13 protein-coding genes are annotated in these 16548 nt (G+C 73.0%); 6 read left to right on the top strand and 7 right to left on the bottom strand.

Features of this window, described 5'->3' with window-relative positions; all coding sequences use genetic code 11:
• Positions 1 to 506: 506 nt before the first annotated feature.
• The 4 genes from ACETWP_RS12905 (at position 507) to ACETWP_RS12890 (ending at position 4424) form a co-directional block, all read left to right on the top strand.
• Entirely contained in the window at positions 507 to 2252 is a 1746-nt protein-coding gene (locus ACETWP_RS12905) for a gamma-glutamylcyclotransferase (protein ID WP_373972665.1), read from the top strand.
• An 11-nt stretch (positions 2253 to 2263) separates the two neighbouring features.
• The gene (locus ACETWP_RS12900; protein ID WP_373972664.1) at positions 2264 to 2950 is read left to right on the top strand and encodes a hypothetical protein; all 687 of its coding nucleotides are present in this window, start codon (positions 2264 to 2266) and stop codon (positions 2948 to 2950) included.
• Between the two features lie 159 nt (positions 2951 to 3109).
• Positions 3110 to 3895, top strand: a complete 786-nt coding sequence (locus tag ACETWP_RS12895) for an alpha/beta hydrolase (protein WP_373972663.1) — start codon at positions 3110 to 3112, stop codon at positions 3893 to 3895.
• Positions 3888 to 4424 (top strand): hypothetical protein, encoded by a 537-nt coding sequence (locus ACETWP_RS12890; protein ID WP_373972662.1) that lies wholly within the window; start codon positions 3888 to 3890, stop codon positions 4422 to 4424. Before ACETWP_RS12895 ends, ACETWP_RS12890 begins: the two co-directional genes overlap by 8 nt.
• Before the next feature lie 9 nt (positions 4425 to 4433).
• Here ACETWP_RS12890 and ACETWP_RS12885 read toward each other — a convergent pair whose 3' ends face one another.
• Complete coding sequence (locus ACETWP_RS12885) at positions 4434 to 5390, bottom strand: ROK family protein (RefSeq protein WP_373972661.1); 957 nt, start codon at positions 5388 to 5390, stop codon at positions 4434 to 4436.
• A 141-nt stretch (positions 5391 to 5531) separates the two neighbouring features.
• Here ACETWP_RS12885 and ACETWP_RS12880 point away from each other — a divergent pair, with 141 nt between their 5' ends.
• Positions 5532 to 7337, top strand: a complete 1806-nt coding sequence (locus ACETWP_RS12880; RefSeq protein WP_373972660.1) for an AMP-dependent synthetase/ligase — start codon at positions 5532 to 5534, stop codon at positions 7335 to 7337.
• A 43-nt stretch (positions 7338 to 7380) separates the two neighbouring features.
• Here the strand turns inward: ACETWP_RS12880 and ACETWP_RS12875 are convergent, their stop codons facing one another.
• From ACETWP_RS12875 to ACETWP_RS12865, 3 genes are all read right to left on the bottom strand, one after another.
• Positions 7381 to 8808: a mycothione reductase gene (locus tag ACETWP_RS12875; protein ID WP_373972659.1), complete on the bottom strand. Its 1428-nt coding sequence runs from the start codon at positions 8806 to 8808 to the stop codon at positions 7381 to 7383.
• Positions 8809 to 8812: 4 nt separating this feature from the next.
• A complete protein-coding gene (locus tag ACETWP_RS12870; RefSeq protein ID WP_373972658.1) occupies positions 8813 to 9655 on the bottom strand; it encodes a hypothetical protein in 843 nt (280 codons plus the stop codon).
• 100 nt (positions 9656 to 9755) lie between these two features.
• Entirely contained in the window at positions 9756 to 13205 is a 3450-nt protein-coding gene (locus tag ACETWP_RS12865) for a pyruvate carboxylase (RefSeq protein ID WP_373972657.1), read from the bottom strand.
• Between the two features lie 273 nt (positions 13206 to 13478).
• On the opposite strand from ACETWP_RS12865, the gene ACETWP_RS12860 reads away from it, so the two are divergent.
• Positions 13479 to 14321, top strand: a complete 843-nt coding sequence (locus tag ACETWP_RS12860) for a ParA family protein (RefSeq protein ID WP_373972656.1) — start codon at positions 13479 to 13481, stop codon at positions 14319 to 14321.
• A gap of 201 nt (positions 14322 to 14522) precedes the next feature.
• On the opposite strand, the gene ACETWP_RS12855 is transcribed toward ACETWP_RS12860, so the two are convergent.
• From ACETWP_RS12855 to ftsR, 3 genes are all read right to left on the bottom strand, one after another.
• Positions 14523 to 15113 carry a MerR family transcriptional regulator gene (locus tag ACETWP_RS12855; protein WP_373972655.1) on the bottom strand — a complete coding sequence of 197 codons (591 nt, stop codon included), beginning with the start codon at positions 15111 to 15113 and terminating at the stop codon, positions 14523 to 14525.
• A 181-nt stretch (positions 15114 to 15294) separates the two neighbouring features.
• On the bottom strand, positions 15295 to 15777 hold the full coding sequence (locus tag ACETWP_RS12850; RefSeq protein WP_373972654.1) for a bifunctional nuclease family protein: 483 nt from the start codon (positions 15775 to 15777) through the stop codon (positions 15295 to 15297).
• 19 nt (positions 15778 to 15796) lie between these two features.
• Complete coding sequence (ftsR, locus tag ACETWP_RS12845; RefSeq protein ID WP_373972653.1) at positions 15797 to 16546, bottom strand: transcriptional regulator FtsR; 750 nt, start codon at positions 16544 to 16546, stop codon at positions 15797 to 15799.
• Between the last annotated feature and the right edge of the window lie 2 nt (positions 16547 to 16548).

The raw sequence follows: 16548 nt of genomic DNA, 5'->3' as shown, positions 1-16548 counted from the left end.
TATTTTGGGCTTGGTGGGCTCGCAGCCGTGCCTGCGAAGGTTCTTCGAACAAATTTTGACAGAGGTTGCAGGGGCGTGCGGACTCATGGTCCCACAGGGAATGCTTCAAACCACTCTCCGGGGCACCGCGGGATCAGCAGATTCGTTCATCGCCTCGCAAGCACCCGTGCACGGGCGACCACCGGCAGCGGTGGCGACGAGGGCCCCGGCTACATGGCCCCAGCGTTGCGCGGTGGTGGCGGACAGACACCGTTTGGCCGTCCCACGCGCCGACCGCGAGCCTCTGGAACTGCCCGTTGACGTGGGCAAAGACTCCCACGTGCCGGCGCGACACGCCGTGCGCGCACCCGCCCATCGGCTACCGGGCGCCGGTAGAGTTCTCACGCATTTACCACCGAATTCGCACCCGGGAACCCCTCAATGCCTGAGACCCGAGCCTCCACAAAACCCACCGGGTTCGTCGCGGCCGTGGCACGCAGGAAAGTCGAGGAACCCGAAGGGACACCATGATCTCCATCCTTCGCCTGACCGGCCTGGCGCTGGCCGCGTCCATCGCCGCGGGCATGGCCGGCACCAACCCGGCCCTCGCCCACCCCGCGACGCCCCCGGAACCGGCCGCGTCGAGCACGCCGGCGGTCGCGTCACCACTGCCGGTCCCGCAGCCCTCACCGGGCGGCGAACCCACGCCGACACCCGCTCCCGCGTCACAGCCCAGCCCGACGCCGACCGCCAGTCCCACGACGGAACCGGCGCCGACCACGGCCCCCACACGAACGCCGGCGCCGACACCCATCCCTGCGGTGGGGCCGACGCCGGTCGGGCCGACCATCGTCCCGGTGCCTCGCGGCACGAAAAAGGTGACCACCACCAGGACGACCGTCCGGATCCAACTTCTCGCCGGGGCCGGTTCAGCCCACGTGGTGAAAACCCTGGCCGCCGGCACCGCCGTCGTCCCCTCCGTGACCTCCGGCCTGTGGACCCGCGTGACGGTCGGGACCACCACCGGATGGGTGCCCGCCCGCTACCTCAAGACCAGCACCATCACGGTGAGCGTGCCGAACCACCGCTACCTGAGGACCCACACGGCCGCGTACGCGTCCCTCGGAGCGAACGGGGGAACCGGCGTCGCCACCAGCCTGGACAAGCGCACGAAGGTCGAGCTCGTGGCCACGTCCGGCGACTGGTCCCAGATCAAGGTCGGAAACGCCGCCCGGTGGGTGAAGTCCCTGCAGATTCAGGCGACACTCCCCGCGGCTACCCTGCGCTACCTCTCGACGCACACGGACACCCATGTCGAGGCCAACGCCAAGAGCCGCAAGGTGGCCGTCCTGGACGCGCGTACCCGGGTCGAAGTCCTCAACGTCCACGGTTCCTGGTCGAAGGCACGCTGGGGCAACGCCACCGGGTGGCTGGCCACGTCCCGGCTGCGGGCCACGCTCCCCGCCGCCGTCACCGCGTACACGACCACCGTCCTCACCGCGACCAGCGGACCCGGCTCGGGCTCCGCGACCGCCACGCTGGCCCAGAACACCCGCGTCGAGAAGGTCAACGTGAACGGGGCCTGGACCAAGGTGAAGTACTACTCGAAGTCGGGCTGGGTGCGCACCGTCCGGCTTTCCGCCAGCAAGACCGCGGTGCAGCACCGCTGGTCGACCCACGCGGTGAACGTCCGCGTCGGCGCCGGCACCGGGCACCGGTCCCTGGGCGTCATTGGCGCATGGGAACAGGTCGCCTACCACCGCAGCAGCGGCAGTTGGTCGTTCGTCAGCACCAGCCGCGGGCACGGGTGGATCATCTCCAGCTATCTGACCCGCACCGGCTACTATCCCGTCGCCGCGTACGGGACCCTGCGCAAGGGCCAGCGCGCGTACGATCTCCTGCGCGGGAAGACGAGCACCGAGCGGAACACGAGGCTCGTGAGGCACAACCTGTTCCTGGACCCCCAGTTCTCCTGGGGCTGGTCCTACCTCGTCCCCAGCCCCAGCGTGAAGGACACGGTCGCCGCCGAGGCCATGTCGATCAAGAAGCCGATCTACACATCCACGCTCTCCGCCGTCGACCGGTGGGAGCGGTTCGACCCGGCCAAGCCGCTGGCCACCCAGAACTACAACCGCAAGCTCGTCGTGGATGCCTCCGGCCAGCAGATGTACGCGTACGTCGCCAGCGCCCTCAAGATCGCGTACATGAAGTCCAAGGGAGTCGCGGTGCCCACGGGCGACTACCTCACGCGCCCCATCCAGTACCGCCGATAGGACGAACGCCCATGACCCCCCGCCGTCTGCTGCTGGCCGGCTGCCTCACCCTGGCTGCCGGGCTGGGCGCCTGCGCCGCCACCACCGCCACACCGGATACGACGCCGGACACCGCCGACTCCGGGGGTGCCGCCTCCGGGGATGCCGCCGCCGCCCCGGTCCCGGCCGCGGCGCCGGTCGCGGCCGCTGCGCCTTCGCCGGAGCCGGTGGGCACGGACCCCGAGACCGGCGAGACCCTAACGACGGATGCCGCCAACAATCTCCCCAAGACCATTGGGGAGAAGGCAGAACTGGTGGGCGGCGACGGCACGGCCCACTTCACGCTCAGCGTCGCCCGCATCCGCACCGCCACGGCCTGCCCGTCCCGGGCCGGCGGGACCGCCCAACCGGAGAACGGGATGTTCCTGATCCTGGATGTCACTGCCAGCCTGAGCGACGACGTCCCGCGGGCCGCGGGGGGCGAGGACCCGTACATGCCGCTGGTCGCGGACGCGTTCCACATCGACGGCGCCGACGGCACCGAGGAAGGGACGGCCACGGAGGCCGCCTGGGGCTGCTTCGAGGACGAGGACTTGGCGCCCGCGTTCCTGAGTCCCGGCGACACCGCCGCCGGCAAGGTCGTCCTCGACACCGCCCACCGGCACGGGAAGGTCGTGTACGACCCCGAGGACAACGGCGGCTGGAGCTGGGACTACTGATGGCCCACGCGGCGAAGGACGCCGCAGCGGGCGCCGGGAACCCGCGGGGCGGAAGATGCCGGGGCGGTACGGGCATGCCGCGGACCGCGGTCCGCTAGGGTCTACCCTAGGCACATATCGATCCCCGGGGCACCGCCTCCGGGCAGCAACGGGAGCAGCATGGACTTCTCGCCGCAGGCGCCGCCGACCGCGGAGGCTCCGTTCAGCCTGCGCGGCACCGGGCCGGACGCCGTCCTCCTGATCCACGGCTTCACCTCGGGCCCCCGGAGCATGCGCCCCTGGGCCGATGCCCTCGCCGCGGCGGGCCTAGCCGTGAGCCTCCCGCTGTTGCCGGGGCACGGCACCTCCTGGCACGACCTGGCCGGGACCCCTCACACCGCGTGGTCCCGGGCCGTGCTGGCGGAGTTCGACGCGCTGCAGCGCGGGCACCGACACGTGTTCGTGGCCGGGCTCTCGATGGGGGGCGCCCTGGCCCTGCAGCTCGCCGCCCGGCGGGACGTCGCGGGAGTGGTGGTCGTGAATCCCGGGCTGACCTTCGCGGACCCCGCCGCGCACCTGGCCGGCGTCCTGCGCCACGTGGTCGCCTCCGTCCCCGCGATCGCCAACGACATCGCGCTGCCGGACCAGGACGAGGGCGCCTACGAACGCACCCCCGTGGCTGCGGTCCACCAGCTCGCCGGACTGTTCCGCGACACCCGGCGCGCCCTGCCGCGCATCACCGCGCCGGTGCTGGTCTACCGCTCCCGGACGGACCACGTGGTCCCGGAATCCAGCGTCCGCGCCCTGCGCGCCGGCTTCTCCCGCCGCCCCGTCGGGCTGCCGCCGCTCACCGTCGTCACCCTCGAGGCGAGCTACCACGTCGCCACGCTGGACCACGACGCCCGGCGGATCTTCGACGGATCGATCAAGTTCTTCCGAACCGTGGCCGGGGCCGGCCGTGGCTGAGCGCGACCGGGGTCCCGGGCGCGACGGCGCCGCAGACGACGCCGTCTGGCGCGATCTGGTGAGCCGACTGGAGGGCGACGCGGACCCCCGTCCGTCCGACGGCCCGCGGCGGCCCTCCGACGGCGGCGCCACGGGACACCGGGGGGAGCCGGCGGCCCGGGACGTCCCGGGGATCGAGCCGGAATCCGGGCCGGGCGTCGACCGCCCGGCAGCCGTGCCCGCGGACGGGATCCGGTCCCTGGGCCCGCGCGACTACGAGGCTCCCGCGGAGTATGGGGAGGACGGGGACGACGGCGGGTTCGTCCCGGAGGAACCGCCGCCGCTGGGGGCGGGCAACCCGCTGAAGGTCCTCGCGTGGTGCGGGGCCGCCGGCGCCCCGCTGGCCCTGCTGCTCGTGGCGGTCCTCTGGCGCGACGCCCCGGCCGCGACGTGGCTCGGTCTGTGCGCGGCGTTCCTGGTCTCGGCCGGCTACCTGCTGTGGAACCTTCCGCGCCAGCGGTCCGGGGACGACGACGGCTCGCGGGTCTAGGACCCGCGGTCAGCGCGCCTCGGAACGGGCGAGGTCCGCGGCTCCGACCAGGCCGGCGTCCGCGCCGAGCCGGGCGCGCACGACGCGCGCGTAGGGCCGGTAGCCGCGCCCGGTGAGATGCCGGCGGTAGGAGTCCTCGGCCGTCTCGAGCAGCTGGGGCGACGCGGACCCCAGGCCTCCGCCGATGACGAACGTCCCCGGATCGAGCGAGGCGGCCAGGTTGGCCAGTCCGATGCCCAGCCACTCCCCGGCCTCGGCCACCAGGTCGCGGCTGGCCGGATCCCCGGCGAGCGCCATCCGGGTCACCAGTTCACCGTCGATGGCCTCCGGCTGTCCGCCGGCCGCGGCCAGGAGCGTCTGGGCCACGGGCGAGTGCGCGCGGGCGAGCTCCCGCCCGTCGCGTCCCAGCGCGTTGCCGGAGGCGTACTGCTCCCAGCATCCGCGGTTGCCGCACTCGCAGCGGTGGCCGCCCGGCACGAGCATCTGGTGGCCGAACTCCCCCGCCATCCCGTGGCGTCCCCGGCGCAACGCGCCGTCGAGCACCAGCGCGCCGCCGATCCCGGTGCCCAGGGTGAGGCAGACGAGCTGGTCCTCCCCGCGGCCCGCGCCGAAGCGCCATTCCGCCCAGCCGGCGGCGTCGGCGTCGTTCGTCACGGTCACCCCGCGTCCGAGCCGCTCCTCGAGGCGGTCGCGCAGCGGCTCGTGGCGCCAGGCGAGGTGGGGGCTGAACAGCACGGTCCCCGTGTCCGGATTGATCCAGCCCGCCGCGCCGACGCCGACGGGCGCGCCCGGTGCGTCGCGGGAGAACGCGCGGACCAAGTCGACGACGGCGGCCTCCACCTCGGGCTCGCTGTGCCCGGGTGTGGCGGTCACCAGGCGGTGCAGCACCTCGCCGGTCCCGGAGACCAGCCCGGCCGCGATCTTCGTCCCGCCGATGTCGATGCCGATGGCCGGACGGGTCGCCATGCGCGCTCCTCGCTAGTCGTTACGGACTTGTAGGTTACCAATCGGTATCTCCTGTGACGCAACGCACTAGGCTGGTGGCTACGACCGTCCCATGCCGGGACCGGTCGCGACCCGTCATCACTCGACGCAGAGGAGCACACCGTGCGCGAATTTAGCGTACCCCCGCTGGTGGTTAGCCCGCCGGAAACGAACGCCACGGACTTCGTCCTGCGGCAGGCGGCGTCGCCGTCGAACCCCGTCCTGTTCTCCCGGCCGGACGGCCGGGGCGGGTGGGCCGGTGTCAGCGCCACGGAGTTCGCCGCGGACGCCTCGGCCATCGCCAAGGGCATCATCGCCGAGGGCGTCGAGCCGGGGGGCCGGATTGGCATCATGGCGCGCACCCGCTACGAGTGGGCGCTGGTCGACTTCGCCATCTGGTTCGCGGGCTGCGTGTCCGTGCCCGTCTACGAGACCTCCTCCCCCAGCCAGGTCGCCTGGATCCTCGGGGACTCCGGCGCCGGGGCCGCGATCGTCGAGTCGGGCCGCCACGAGAACGTCGTCCGCCAGGCCGCCGTCCAGGAGGGGCTGGATGCGCTGGAACACGTGTGGCAGATGGAGGGGAACGGGCTCGACGCCCTGCGGGACGCGGGCCGGTCCGTCAGCGACGCGGCGCTTGAGGAACGGCGCGGTTCGCTGACCCTGGACAGCCTCGCCACGATCATCTACACCTCGGGCACCACGGGGCGCCCCAAGGGGTGCGAGCTGACCCACCGGAACTTCGTCGAGCTGAGCGAGAACGCGGCCGCCGCGTTGCCCGAATGCGTGCACCCCGGCGCGTCCACGATCATGTTCCTGCCGCTGGCGCACGTCTTCGCCCGCTTCATCTCGGTGCTCTGCGTCGCCGCCGGGGCCACGGTCGCCCACACCCCCGACGTCAAGAACCTCCTGCCCGACCTGCAGAGCTACCAGCCGACGTTCATCCTCGCCGTGCCGCGGGTCTTCGAGAAGGTGTACAACTCCTCGATGCTCAAGGCCGAGGACGGCGGCAAGGGCAAGATCTTCCACGCCGCCGCGGACACCGCGATCGCCTGGTCCCGCGCGAAGCAGGACGGCAAGGTCCCACTGGTGCTCAACCTGAAGCACCGCCTGTTCGACAAGCTGGTGTACGGCAAGATCCGGGCGGCCATGGGCGGGCGCGTCGAGCATGCCGTCTCCGGCGGCGCTCCGCTGGGCGAGCGCCTCGGCCACTTCTTCAACGGGATCGGCCTCATGATCCTCGAGGGCTACGGCCTGACCGAGACCACGGCCCCCATCACGGTCAACACGCCCAAGCGCATCAAGATCGGCACGGTCGGGGCCCCGATCCCGGGCAACGGCGTCAAGATCGCCGACGACGGCGAGATCCTGGCCAACGGCAACTGCGTGATGCGCAGCTACTACCACCGCCCCGAGCTGCAGGACGAGACGTTCAGCGGGGGCTGGTTCCACACCGGCGACATCGGCGAGCTCGACGGCGACGGGTTCCTGAAGATCACGGGCCGCAAGAAGGAGATCATCGTCACCGCGAGCGGCAAGAACGTCATCCCGGCGCAACTCGAGGACGAGATCCGCGCGGACGCGCTGGTCTCGCAGTGCGTCGTCGTGGGTGACCAGCGCCCCTTCATCTCCGCGCTGGTCACGCTCGACGAGGAGGCCCTGCCGGGTTGGCTGCAGCGCCACCACCTGCCGGCCACACCGGTGGCCGAGGCGGCGCGCCTGCCCGAGGTCCTCGCCGCCATCCAGGGAATCGTCGACCGCGCCAACGCCGCGGTCTCGAAGGCCGAGGCGATCAAGGAGTTCCGGATCGTGCCGACGGACTTCACGGAGTCCTCGGGCCACCTCACTCCGTCGCTCAAGATCAAGCGGAGCCAGGTCCTCAAGGACTTCGGACCTGTCGTGGACGACATCTACGCCGCGAAGGCGCGCTAGCCCCGGCCCGCGGAACCGGCCCCGCCCCGCTCTGACCGGCCGGTCAGAGCGGGGCGTCCGCCGGGACGTCGACGCCGAGGGACAGTAGGGCGTTCTCGACGACCTCCGCCAGCGCCGGGTGGATCCAGTACGGCCCCCGCGCCAGCGTCACGGCGTCGGTCCCGGCGGCCATGGCCTGGACCAGCGGCTGGATCAGCAGCGATGCCTCGTGGCCCATGATGTGCGCGCCCAGCAGCTTCCCGGAGGCCCGCTCCGCGACGAGCTTGACCACGCCCTCCGTGTCCTCCATCGCCCAGCCGTAGGCGGTCGACCCGTAGTCCTGCACCACGGAGACGACGTCCACGCCGGGGGCGGCCCGCTCGCGCGCCTGCGTCTCCGTCAGCCCCACCGCGGCGATCTGCGGGTCGCTGAAGACCGCGGCCGGCACGTGGGAGCGGTCCGTGCGGCGCTGGGCGCCGGGATGTTCCAGGTTGTGCGCCACCACGCGCGCCTCGCGGTTGGCCACGTGTTTGAGCTGGAACTCGTTGGAGACGTCGCCGAGCGCGTAGACGCCGTCCACCGGGGCGCCGCCCGAGAGCACGCGCTGGTAGTCGTCGACGCAGAGCGTCCCGTCGTCGCCGACATCGAAGCCGGCCGCGCCGGCGCCCAGCCGGTCGGTGTTCGGCACCCGTCCCGTCGCGACCAGCACGACGTCGGCCACCACGCTGAGGGGGCGCCCGGCGTCGTTCGCGGCGAAGGAGGCCGTGACCGAGCCGTCGCCGTTCGCGCTGATGCCCGTGATGGCGTGGCCCAGCTCGACGCGCCAGCGCCGGCCCGCGGCCTCGGTGAAGCGCCGGGAGATCTCGGCATCGTGCTGTCGCAGCAGCCGCGCGGACCGGTTGACCTGCACGACGTCGGACCCCAGCCCGTGGAAGACGTGGGCGAACTCCGCCGCGATGAACCCTCCCCCGAGCACGAGCACGCGGCGCGGCAGCTCGGGCAGCCGCATGACCGTGTCCGAGGTGTGGACCTGCGGCAGGCCCATCCCGGGCACGTCCGGCAGGACGGCGCGCGAGCCCGCGGCGACCACGATCCGGTCGGCCGTGATCTCCGCTCCGGAGTCCGTGAGCAGCGTGCGCGGGGCGGTGAAGCGCGCGTGCTCCTCGTAGAGGTCGACGTGGTCGAGCTCGTCGGCGCGGTAGCGGCGGCCGGCGGCGGAGATGGCGTCGATGCGGCCGAAGACCCGGTCGCGGATGTCCGTCCACCGGGTGCCGCGCAGCTCCAGGTCCACGCCCAGGGGACCCGCCTCGCGCACCGTGCCGGCCAGCCGCGCGGGGTAGACGAACATCTTCGTCGGGATGCAGCCCACGTTCAGGCACGTCCCGCCGAAGGTCCCACCGTCGACGAGGGCGACGCGCTTGTCGTCCCAGTGCGGGGTGATGAGTGAGTTTCCGGATCCGGAGCCGATGATGGCCAGGTCGTAGTGCGGCATGGCGCTAGCCCTCGAGCCGTTGGACGACGTGTGCGGCGAGGTCCGTCGCGGCCTTCCGCGTGTCCGGGCGGAGCCGGGACAGGTCGATCCCGGTCCCCTCGGCCAGGTGCGGGTCGTCGGGCAGGAGCACCACGGTGGGCGCCCCGGCCCGGGGCGGCGCCGCGCCCGCGGGGCCGACGCCGCGCCGCCCCGGCGTCGCAGTCCGGTTGAGGACGACGACGGCGCGCCCGGCGAGGTCGCCGCGGCCGTGGGCCTCGAGCCAGGCGAGCGTCTCGGCGCCCGGCCGGGCCCCGTCAGCGCCGGTGCCCGCCACCACGACGACGACCGCGCCGGCCCGGTCCAGCGCGCCCCGCATCGACGCGCGGACGAGCCCCGCGCCCGGATCGGCGACGACGATCCCGCGCTCCGGAGCGGCCGGTCCGGCCGCGATGCCGGGCATGCGGTCCGCCAGCGTCCCGCGGTCCGTGTCCACGTCCACGGCGGCCACCGGCTCGTCGAGCACGTGGGCCAGAACGGTGCCGAGCAGGGCGGCGACCGTGGTCTGGCCGGCCGCGCGGTCGGGGGACAGCACGGTCACGTGCCGGGCGCCGCCGGTCGCCGTCCCGGCGTTCCGGTGCTCCGCGTTCCGGTGCTCCGCGTTCCGGTGTTCCGCGTTCCGCGCCCGCCGGGTGGCGCCGACGCCCCGGGCCTCGAGGCGGCCGCGCGCCGCGGCGGCCAGACGGCGTCCGCCGTCGGCCAGCAGTCGGCGTCCCGAGGCGAGGCCGCGGCGCGCCGCGGCCCCGGGGACGCCCTGCCCGTCCGGGGGCGCGGCGGCATGGTCGTCGCTGGCATTGCTGTGCTCGGTCATGGTGTCCTCGGGGCGTGCGGGGTCCGGATCAGCCTTCACAGTAGCGCACGGCGGGGCCCGCACGCCGTGGCGTGCGGGCCCCGCCGTCGGGCCGGGAAGCCTAGGCCGGCTCCACCACGACGAGGAGGTCCCCGCCCTGGACCTGGAGGGTTCCGTCGATGGCGATGCGCGTGACCTTGCCCGCGACGGCGGACGTGATCGCGGCCTCCATCTTCATGGCCTCGATGGTCGCGACCGTGCCTCCGGCCTCGACCGTGTCGCCCACCGCGACGGTCGGGGACACCGCGCCGGCGAACGGTGCCGCGACGTGCCCGCTGTTCGACGGGTCGGCCTTCTCCGCGGCCTTCACGGTCGACTCCACCCCGCGGTCGCGGACGGTGATCTGCCGCATCTGGCCGTTGAGCGTGCACATGACCTGCCGCATGCCCTTCTCGTCGGGCTCGGAGATCGCCTGCAGCGTCGCGAGCAGCCGCACGCCCTTGCCCAGGGAGACGGTGTGCTCGCGGTTCAGCGTGAGCCCGTACAGGTAGTCGCGCGTGTGCAGCTTGGACACGTCGCCGTACTCCGCGGTGGACTTCTCGAAGTCGCGGGTCGGGCCGGGGAACAGCAGCCGGTTCAGGGTCCGCCGGCGGGTGTCCGAGTCGCCCCGCAGGGCCGCGGAGTCCTCCGTGGAGAGCTCCTCGACCCGGGTCCGGACCGTCCGGCCCTCCAGGGCCTTGGTGCGGAAGGGCTCGGGCCAGCCCCCGGGCGGGTCCCCGAGCTCGCCGGAGAGGAACTGGATGACGGATTCCGGGATGTCGAAGGCCTTCGGGTTCGCCTCGAACTCCGCGGGGTCCACGTTCATGCCCACCAGCTGCAGGGCCAGGTCCCCGACGACCTTCGAGGACGGGGTGACCTTCACCAGCCGGCCCAGGATCCTGTTCGCCGCCGTGTACATGTCCTCGATCGCCTCGAAGCGTTCGCCGAGCCCGAGCGCGATGGCCTGCTGGCGGAGGTTCGAGAGCTGGCCGCCGGGGATCTCGTGCCGGTAGACCCGGCCCGTGGGGCCGGCGAGGCCGGACTCGAACGGAGCGTAGAGCGCGCGCACCGACTCCCAGTAGGGCTCCAGCGCCGCGGCCGCCTCCAGCTCGATCCCGGTGTCGCGCTCGGTGTTCGCGAGCGCCGCGACGAGCGCCGAGGACGAGGGCTGCGACGTGGTCCCGGCCATGGACGCGACCGCGACGTCGACGGCGTCGACCCCGGCGTCGACGGCGGCCATGAGCGTGGCGAGCTGCCCGCCGGCCGTGTCGTGGGTGTGCAGGTGGACGGGCAGGTCGAAGCGCTCTCGCAGCGCGCGCACCAGCTTCGCCGCGGCGGCCGGGCGCAGCAACCCCGCCATGTCCTTGATCGCCAGGATGTGCGCGCCGGCGTCGACGATCTCCTGCGCGAGGCCCAGGTAGTAGTCCAGCGTGTACAGGTCCTCGGCCGGGTCCAGCAGGTTGCCCGTGTAGCACAGGGCGACCTCGGCCACCGCGGTCCCGGTCTCGCGGACCGCCCTGATGGCCGGGGCCATCTGCGAGACGTCGTTGAGCGCGTCGAAGATCCGGAAGATGTCGATCCCGGCCGCGGCGGCCTCCTTGACGAACGCGTCGGTGACCTCCGTGGGGTACGGCGTGTACCCGACGGTGTTCCGGCCGCGCAGCAGCATCTGCAGCGGGATGTTCGGCAGCTCAGCGCGCAGCAGCTCCAGCCGCTTCCACGGGTCCTCGCCGAGGAAGCGCAGCGCGACGTCGTACGTCGCCCCGCCCCACACCTCCATCGAGAACAGCTGCGGCAGCGTGTGCGCGAACGCCGGCGCCGCGGCCAGCAGGTCCCGGGTGCGCACCCGGGTGGCCAGCAGCGACTGGTGCGCGTCGCGGAACGTCGTGTCCGTGACGGCCACGGCGGTCTGCTCGCGCAGCGCCCGCGCGAAGCCCTCGGGACCGAGCTCGATCAGCCGCTGGCGCCAGCCGGCGGGCGGCCGGTGCTCCGACGGGCCGTCGAAGGGCGACCGGAACGGCTCCTCCGTCTTGTCCCCGGGGTAGCGCGGGAGCTTGTCCCGCGGGTCCAGGCCCTCGCGGCGCGGGCCGTTGGGCTGGTTCACGGTCACGTCGGCCAGGAATGTCAGGGCCTTGGTGCCGCGGTCCTGCGAGCGGTGCCCCTCCAGCAGGTCCGGGCGCGAGTCGATGAAATCGGTGGCCACGTCGCCGGAGACGAACTGCGGATCGGCCAGCACGTTCATCAGGAACGGGATGTTCGTGGCGACACCGCGGACGCGGAACTCCGCCAGGGCGCGGCGGGCCCGGCGCACGGCCATGTCGTAGTCCCGCCCGCGGCAGGTGAGCTTCACCAGCATCGAGTCGAAGTGCGGGGACACCTCGGCGCCGGTGTAGATGGTCCCGCCGTCCAGGCGCACCCCGGACCCGCCGGCCGAGCGGTACACGGTGATGGTGCCCACGTCGGGGCGGAAGCCGTTGGACGGGTCCTCCGTGGTGATGCGGCACTGCAGCGCCGCGCCGCGGATCCGCAGGTCCTCCTGCCGGATGTCCAGGTCCTCGAGCGTCTCGCCCGCGGCGATGCGCATCTGCGCGGACACCAGGTCCACGTCCGTGATCTCCTCGGTGACCGTGTGCTCGACCTGGATGCGCGGGTTCATCTCGATGAACACGTGCTGCCCGGCCCGCTCCCCCACCGTGTCCACGAGGAACTCGACGGTCCCGGCGTTCTGGTAGTCCAGCGCCTTCGCGAACTTCACCGCGTCCGCGTACAGCGCCTGGCGGATCCCCTCGTCCAGGTTCTGCGCCGGGGCGATCTCGATGACCTTCTGGTGCCGGCGCTGCAGCGAGCAGTCGCGCTCGAAGAGGTGCACCACGTTGCCGGCGCCGTCCGCGAGGATCTGGACCTCGATGTGCCGCGGGCGCAGCACGGCCTGCTCGAGGAACACGGTCGGGTCCCCGAACGCGCTCCCGGCCTCGCGCATCGCGGCGGACAGCGCCTCGGGCAGCGCGTCGCGGGTGTCCACGCGCCGCATCCCGCGCCCGCCGCCGCCGGCGACGGCCTTGACGAAGATCGGGAACCCGATCTTGTCGGCCTCCGCGATCAGCCAGTCGACGTCGTCGCTGGGCTCGGAGGAGTTCAGGACCGGAACGCCCGCGGCGCGCGCGGCCCGCAGCGCCTCGACCTTGTTGCCCGCGAGCTCGAGCACGTCCGCGGGCGGGCCGATGAATGTGATCCCGGCCTCCGCGGCCGCGCGCGCCAGGCCGGGGTTCTCCGAGAGGAACCCGTACCCGGGGTAGATCGCGTCGGCCCCGCATTCCTTGGCGACGCGGATGATCTCCGCGACGTCCAGGTAGGCGCGGACCGGGTGGCCCTCCTCGCCGATCTGGTAGGCCTCGTCGGCCTTCTGGCGGTGGATGGACCCGCGGTCCTCGTACGGGAAGACCGCGACGGTCTTGGCGCCCAGCTCGTAGCCGGCGCGGAAGGCCCGGATGGCGATCTCGCCACGGTTGGCGACCAGAACCTTGGAAAACATCTTGCTCCTACGAGGTGTCGGCGGACTGAACGGACGCTCGGACCGCGTCCCGCGCGTCGGCGACGGCGCCGACGCGGCCCGGGGGGCACGGCCTGCGCCTCACCCTACCGTGGCCCAGCCCACACCCGGGAAACATTGCGTCTCACGGCGCCGCCCACGTCGGCCGCCCGTGGGCGGCCGCGGCCCGGCGGCGGGGTGGCCCCCGGGGGCGCACCTATGATGGACGCAAAGCCGCAAGAGGGCACCAACACAACAGAGGTCGTGGTTCGTTCCGTGCAGGTCGTGAGCATCAGCAGTCTCAAGGGGGGCGTCGGGAAGACGTCGGTGACGATGGGTCTGGCCTCGGCGGCCCTCGCCGCGGGCCTGCCCACGCTCGTGGTCGACCTCGACCCGCACGCCGACGCCAGCACCGGCCTGGGCGTCCGACCGGGGGGCGGCACCGACATCGGCCGCCTGCTGAAGAACGCGCGGCGGGCGGACGTGCAGGAGAGCGCCGTGCCGAGCGGCTGGCTCTCCCGGGTCCCGGCGGGCGCGACCGGCGCTCGGGGGCCCGTCCTCGACGTGGCGTTCGGCGGCGCGTTCTCGGGTATCTACGACCGCCCCGATCTCGGGGTCCGGGACCTGCGCCGGCTGCGCACCCTGCTGGGGAAGACCTCGCGGTACGCGCTGGTGCTCGTCGATTGCCCGCCGTCGCTCAACGGGTTGACGCGCATGGCGTGGACCGCCAGCAACAAGGTCCTGCTCGTGGCGGAGCCCTCGCTGTTCTCCGTGGCCGGGACCGAGCGGGCCCTGCGGGCGCTGCAGCTGTTCCGCCGCGAATTCGCGCCCGACCTGACGACCGCCGGGGTCGTCGCCAACCGCTACCGGCCGGCATCGGCCGAGCAGCGCTACCGGCTGGAGGAGATGCGTTCGATGTTCGGCGACAAGCTCCTCTCCCCCGTGGTCCCCGAGCAGGCGGACTGGCAGCAGATCCAGGGCGCCGCCTACCCCGTCCACCAGTGGCCCGGCGACGCGGCGCGGCAGGCGGCGGGCCACTTCGACGAGCTCCTGCGCGGCCTCACGGACTCGGGCGGGCGCCGGAACCGCCTGGCGCGGGCCGGGCAAACGACCGCCTAGCGAGCGGCGGGGCAACCCGCGGGCGCGGCGCGTCCGCCCCCCGTGCGGCACCGCCGCGCGCCGGCCCGCCGGGCCGCCGGGAGGCGTGGAGGACCGGCGGGAGGCGTGGCGGACCGGCGGCGGCACGGACACAACGACGCCGGCGGCCCGCTCCCCCTTCGGAGCGGACCGCCGGCGTCGACGTCATGGGTGTTCGGCGGGTCAGCTCGCGGACTTCTTGGCCGCCCGGCGCTGGCGCAGCTCGTCGTCGGGAAAGGCCTCATCGGCGGCATGCTCGCTCGGCAGGGCGGACAGGCTGCCCTCCACCTCGCGCCAGACGCGGCCCACGGCGATGCCGAACACGCCCTGCCCACCCTGGACCAGGTCGATGACCTCGTCGGCGGAGGTGCACTCGTAGACGGACGCGCCGTCGCTCATGAGCGTGATCTGGGCCAGGTCCTCGACGCCGCGCTCCCGCAGGTGGCCGACGGCGGAACGGATCTGCTGCAGCGAGACGCCGGTGTCAAGGAGGCGCTTCACGACCTTCAGGACCAGGATGTCGCGGAAGCCGTAGAGGCGTTGCGTCCCGGAGCCCGCGGCACCGCGGACGGCCGGTTCGACCAGGCCCGTGCGCGCCCAGTAGTCGAGCTGGCGGTACGTGATGCCCGCCGCCTTGCACACGATCGGGCCGCGGTAGCCCGCGTCCTCGTCGAGGACCGGCAGGTCCTCGGAGAACAGCAGGCCCTGCGAGCTGGCGACGGGCGCGGGGCCGCCGCCCGCCGACGAATCTCGGTGATCACCTGTGGGACTCACGTGGACCCTCCTTGTTGAAGCTCCCCGTGGGAAGCGGCCCGCCGGGGCGATCGTGGGGCGGACTGATCCGTCCGAGCCACCGATATGTCATCACGCCGGGCAATGGGAAACCTATGCTTCGACGTTACGGGCGATGGGGCCCGAGGTCAAAGACCTTCAAGCTTAACTTGAGGGCGTGTCGCTACGTGTCGAAGTCCTCCGGCTCGACGTCCGCGAGGAACTCGCGGAACTCCCTCAGCTCGTCCTCCTCGCCCTCGCTCGACGTGCCGTCGTCGCTGACCAGGACGCCGGCCTGTTCCAGCACGTCGTCCGCGCACATCAGGGGGCACCCGACGCGCAGCGCCACCGCGACGGCGTCCGAGGCGCGGGAGTCGACCTCCACGCCCCCGTCGAACACCAGGCGCGCGTAGAACACCGTGTCTTCCACCGAGACCAGGCGCACCTCCATCAGGCGGCGGTCCAGCGCGGCGACCACGGAGACGAGCAGGTCGTGGGTCATGGGCCGGGGCGTCTCGATGCCCTGCTGGCTCATGGCGATCGCGGAGGCCTCCGGGGCGCCGATCCAGATGGGCAGGTGGCGCGGGCCGTCGGCCTCCTTCAGAAGCACGAGCGGCTGGTTCGACGGAAGCTCGATCCGAACCCCCACCACCTCTAGTTCCCGCATGGCGCGCCCCTTTCCTCGGTCAGTGGTCCAAGCGTGAGATCGCGCCGTTGACCAGCGCGCTGTGGAGGGCCAGGCACGCGTCGCTGATCTCGCGCGCCGTTTCCGCGGCCCGGGCCCGCGACGAGACGTCGCGGCGCGTGGTGAGCGGGGCGACCGCCCGTTCCACGAGGCCGAGCTCCCGGTCGGCGGCGGCGCGGAAGGGCCGCAGGTGGCGAGGCTCGATGCCATGGGCCGCGAGCTTCGCGCTCGCGGTGGCGATGCGGACGGCGTGCTCGTCGAAGCGCTGCGACTCCTCCACGATGATGCCGTACGCGAGCAGCTCGTCCACGAGTTCCGCGGAGGCTCCCGTCCTGCCCTGCAGCTCCGCGCGCGTCAGCGGCCGGGTGTGGCCGGCCAGCTCGCTGGCCAGCTGGTCCGTCACGCTGCGCGGGGCCAGGCTCAGCCCGCCATCGAGCTGCTCGGGACGCTCGCCGCGGTCCACCGCGTCGAGATAGTCCTTGATGACCTTCAGCGGCAGGTACTGGTCGCGCTGCAGCGCCAGGATGAAACGGAGGCGGTCGATGTCCGCCGGAGTGTACTTCCGGTAGCCGGCGGCGGTGCGCTGCGGCGTGACGAGGCCCTTTTCCTCCAGGAACCGGATCTTCGACGCCGTCGTCTGGGGGAAGTCGGAGGACAGCTCGGCGAGGACCTCGCCGATGTTCAGGACCTGCGAGCGGGAACCGTCGCCGCCCGTTCCCGGGGAGCGCCGGGTGTGTGCGGAAGAAACCACGG

It is taken from the genome of Arthrobacter halodurans (genome assembly GCF_041877255.1).
GTDB lineage: Bacteria > Actinomycetota > Actinomycetes > Actinomycetales > Micrococcaceae > Arthrobacter_N > Arthrobacter_N halodurans.
Note: the sequence above shows the minus strand (reverse complement) of the source record. Positions and strands in the feature narration are given on the sequence as shown.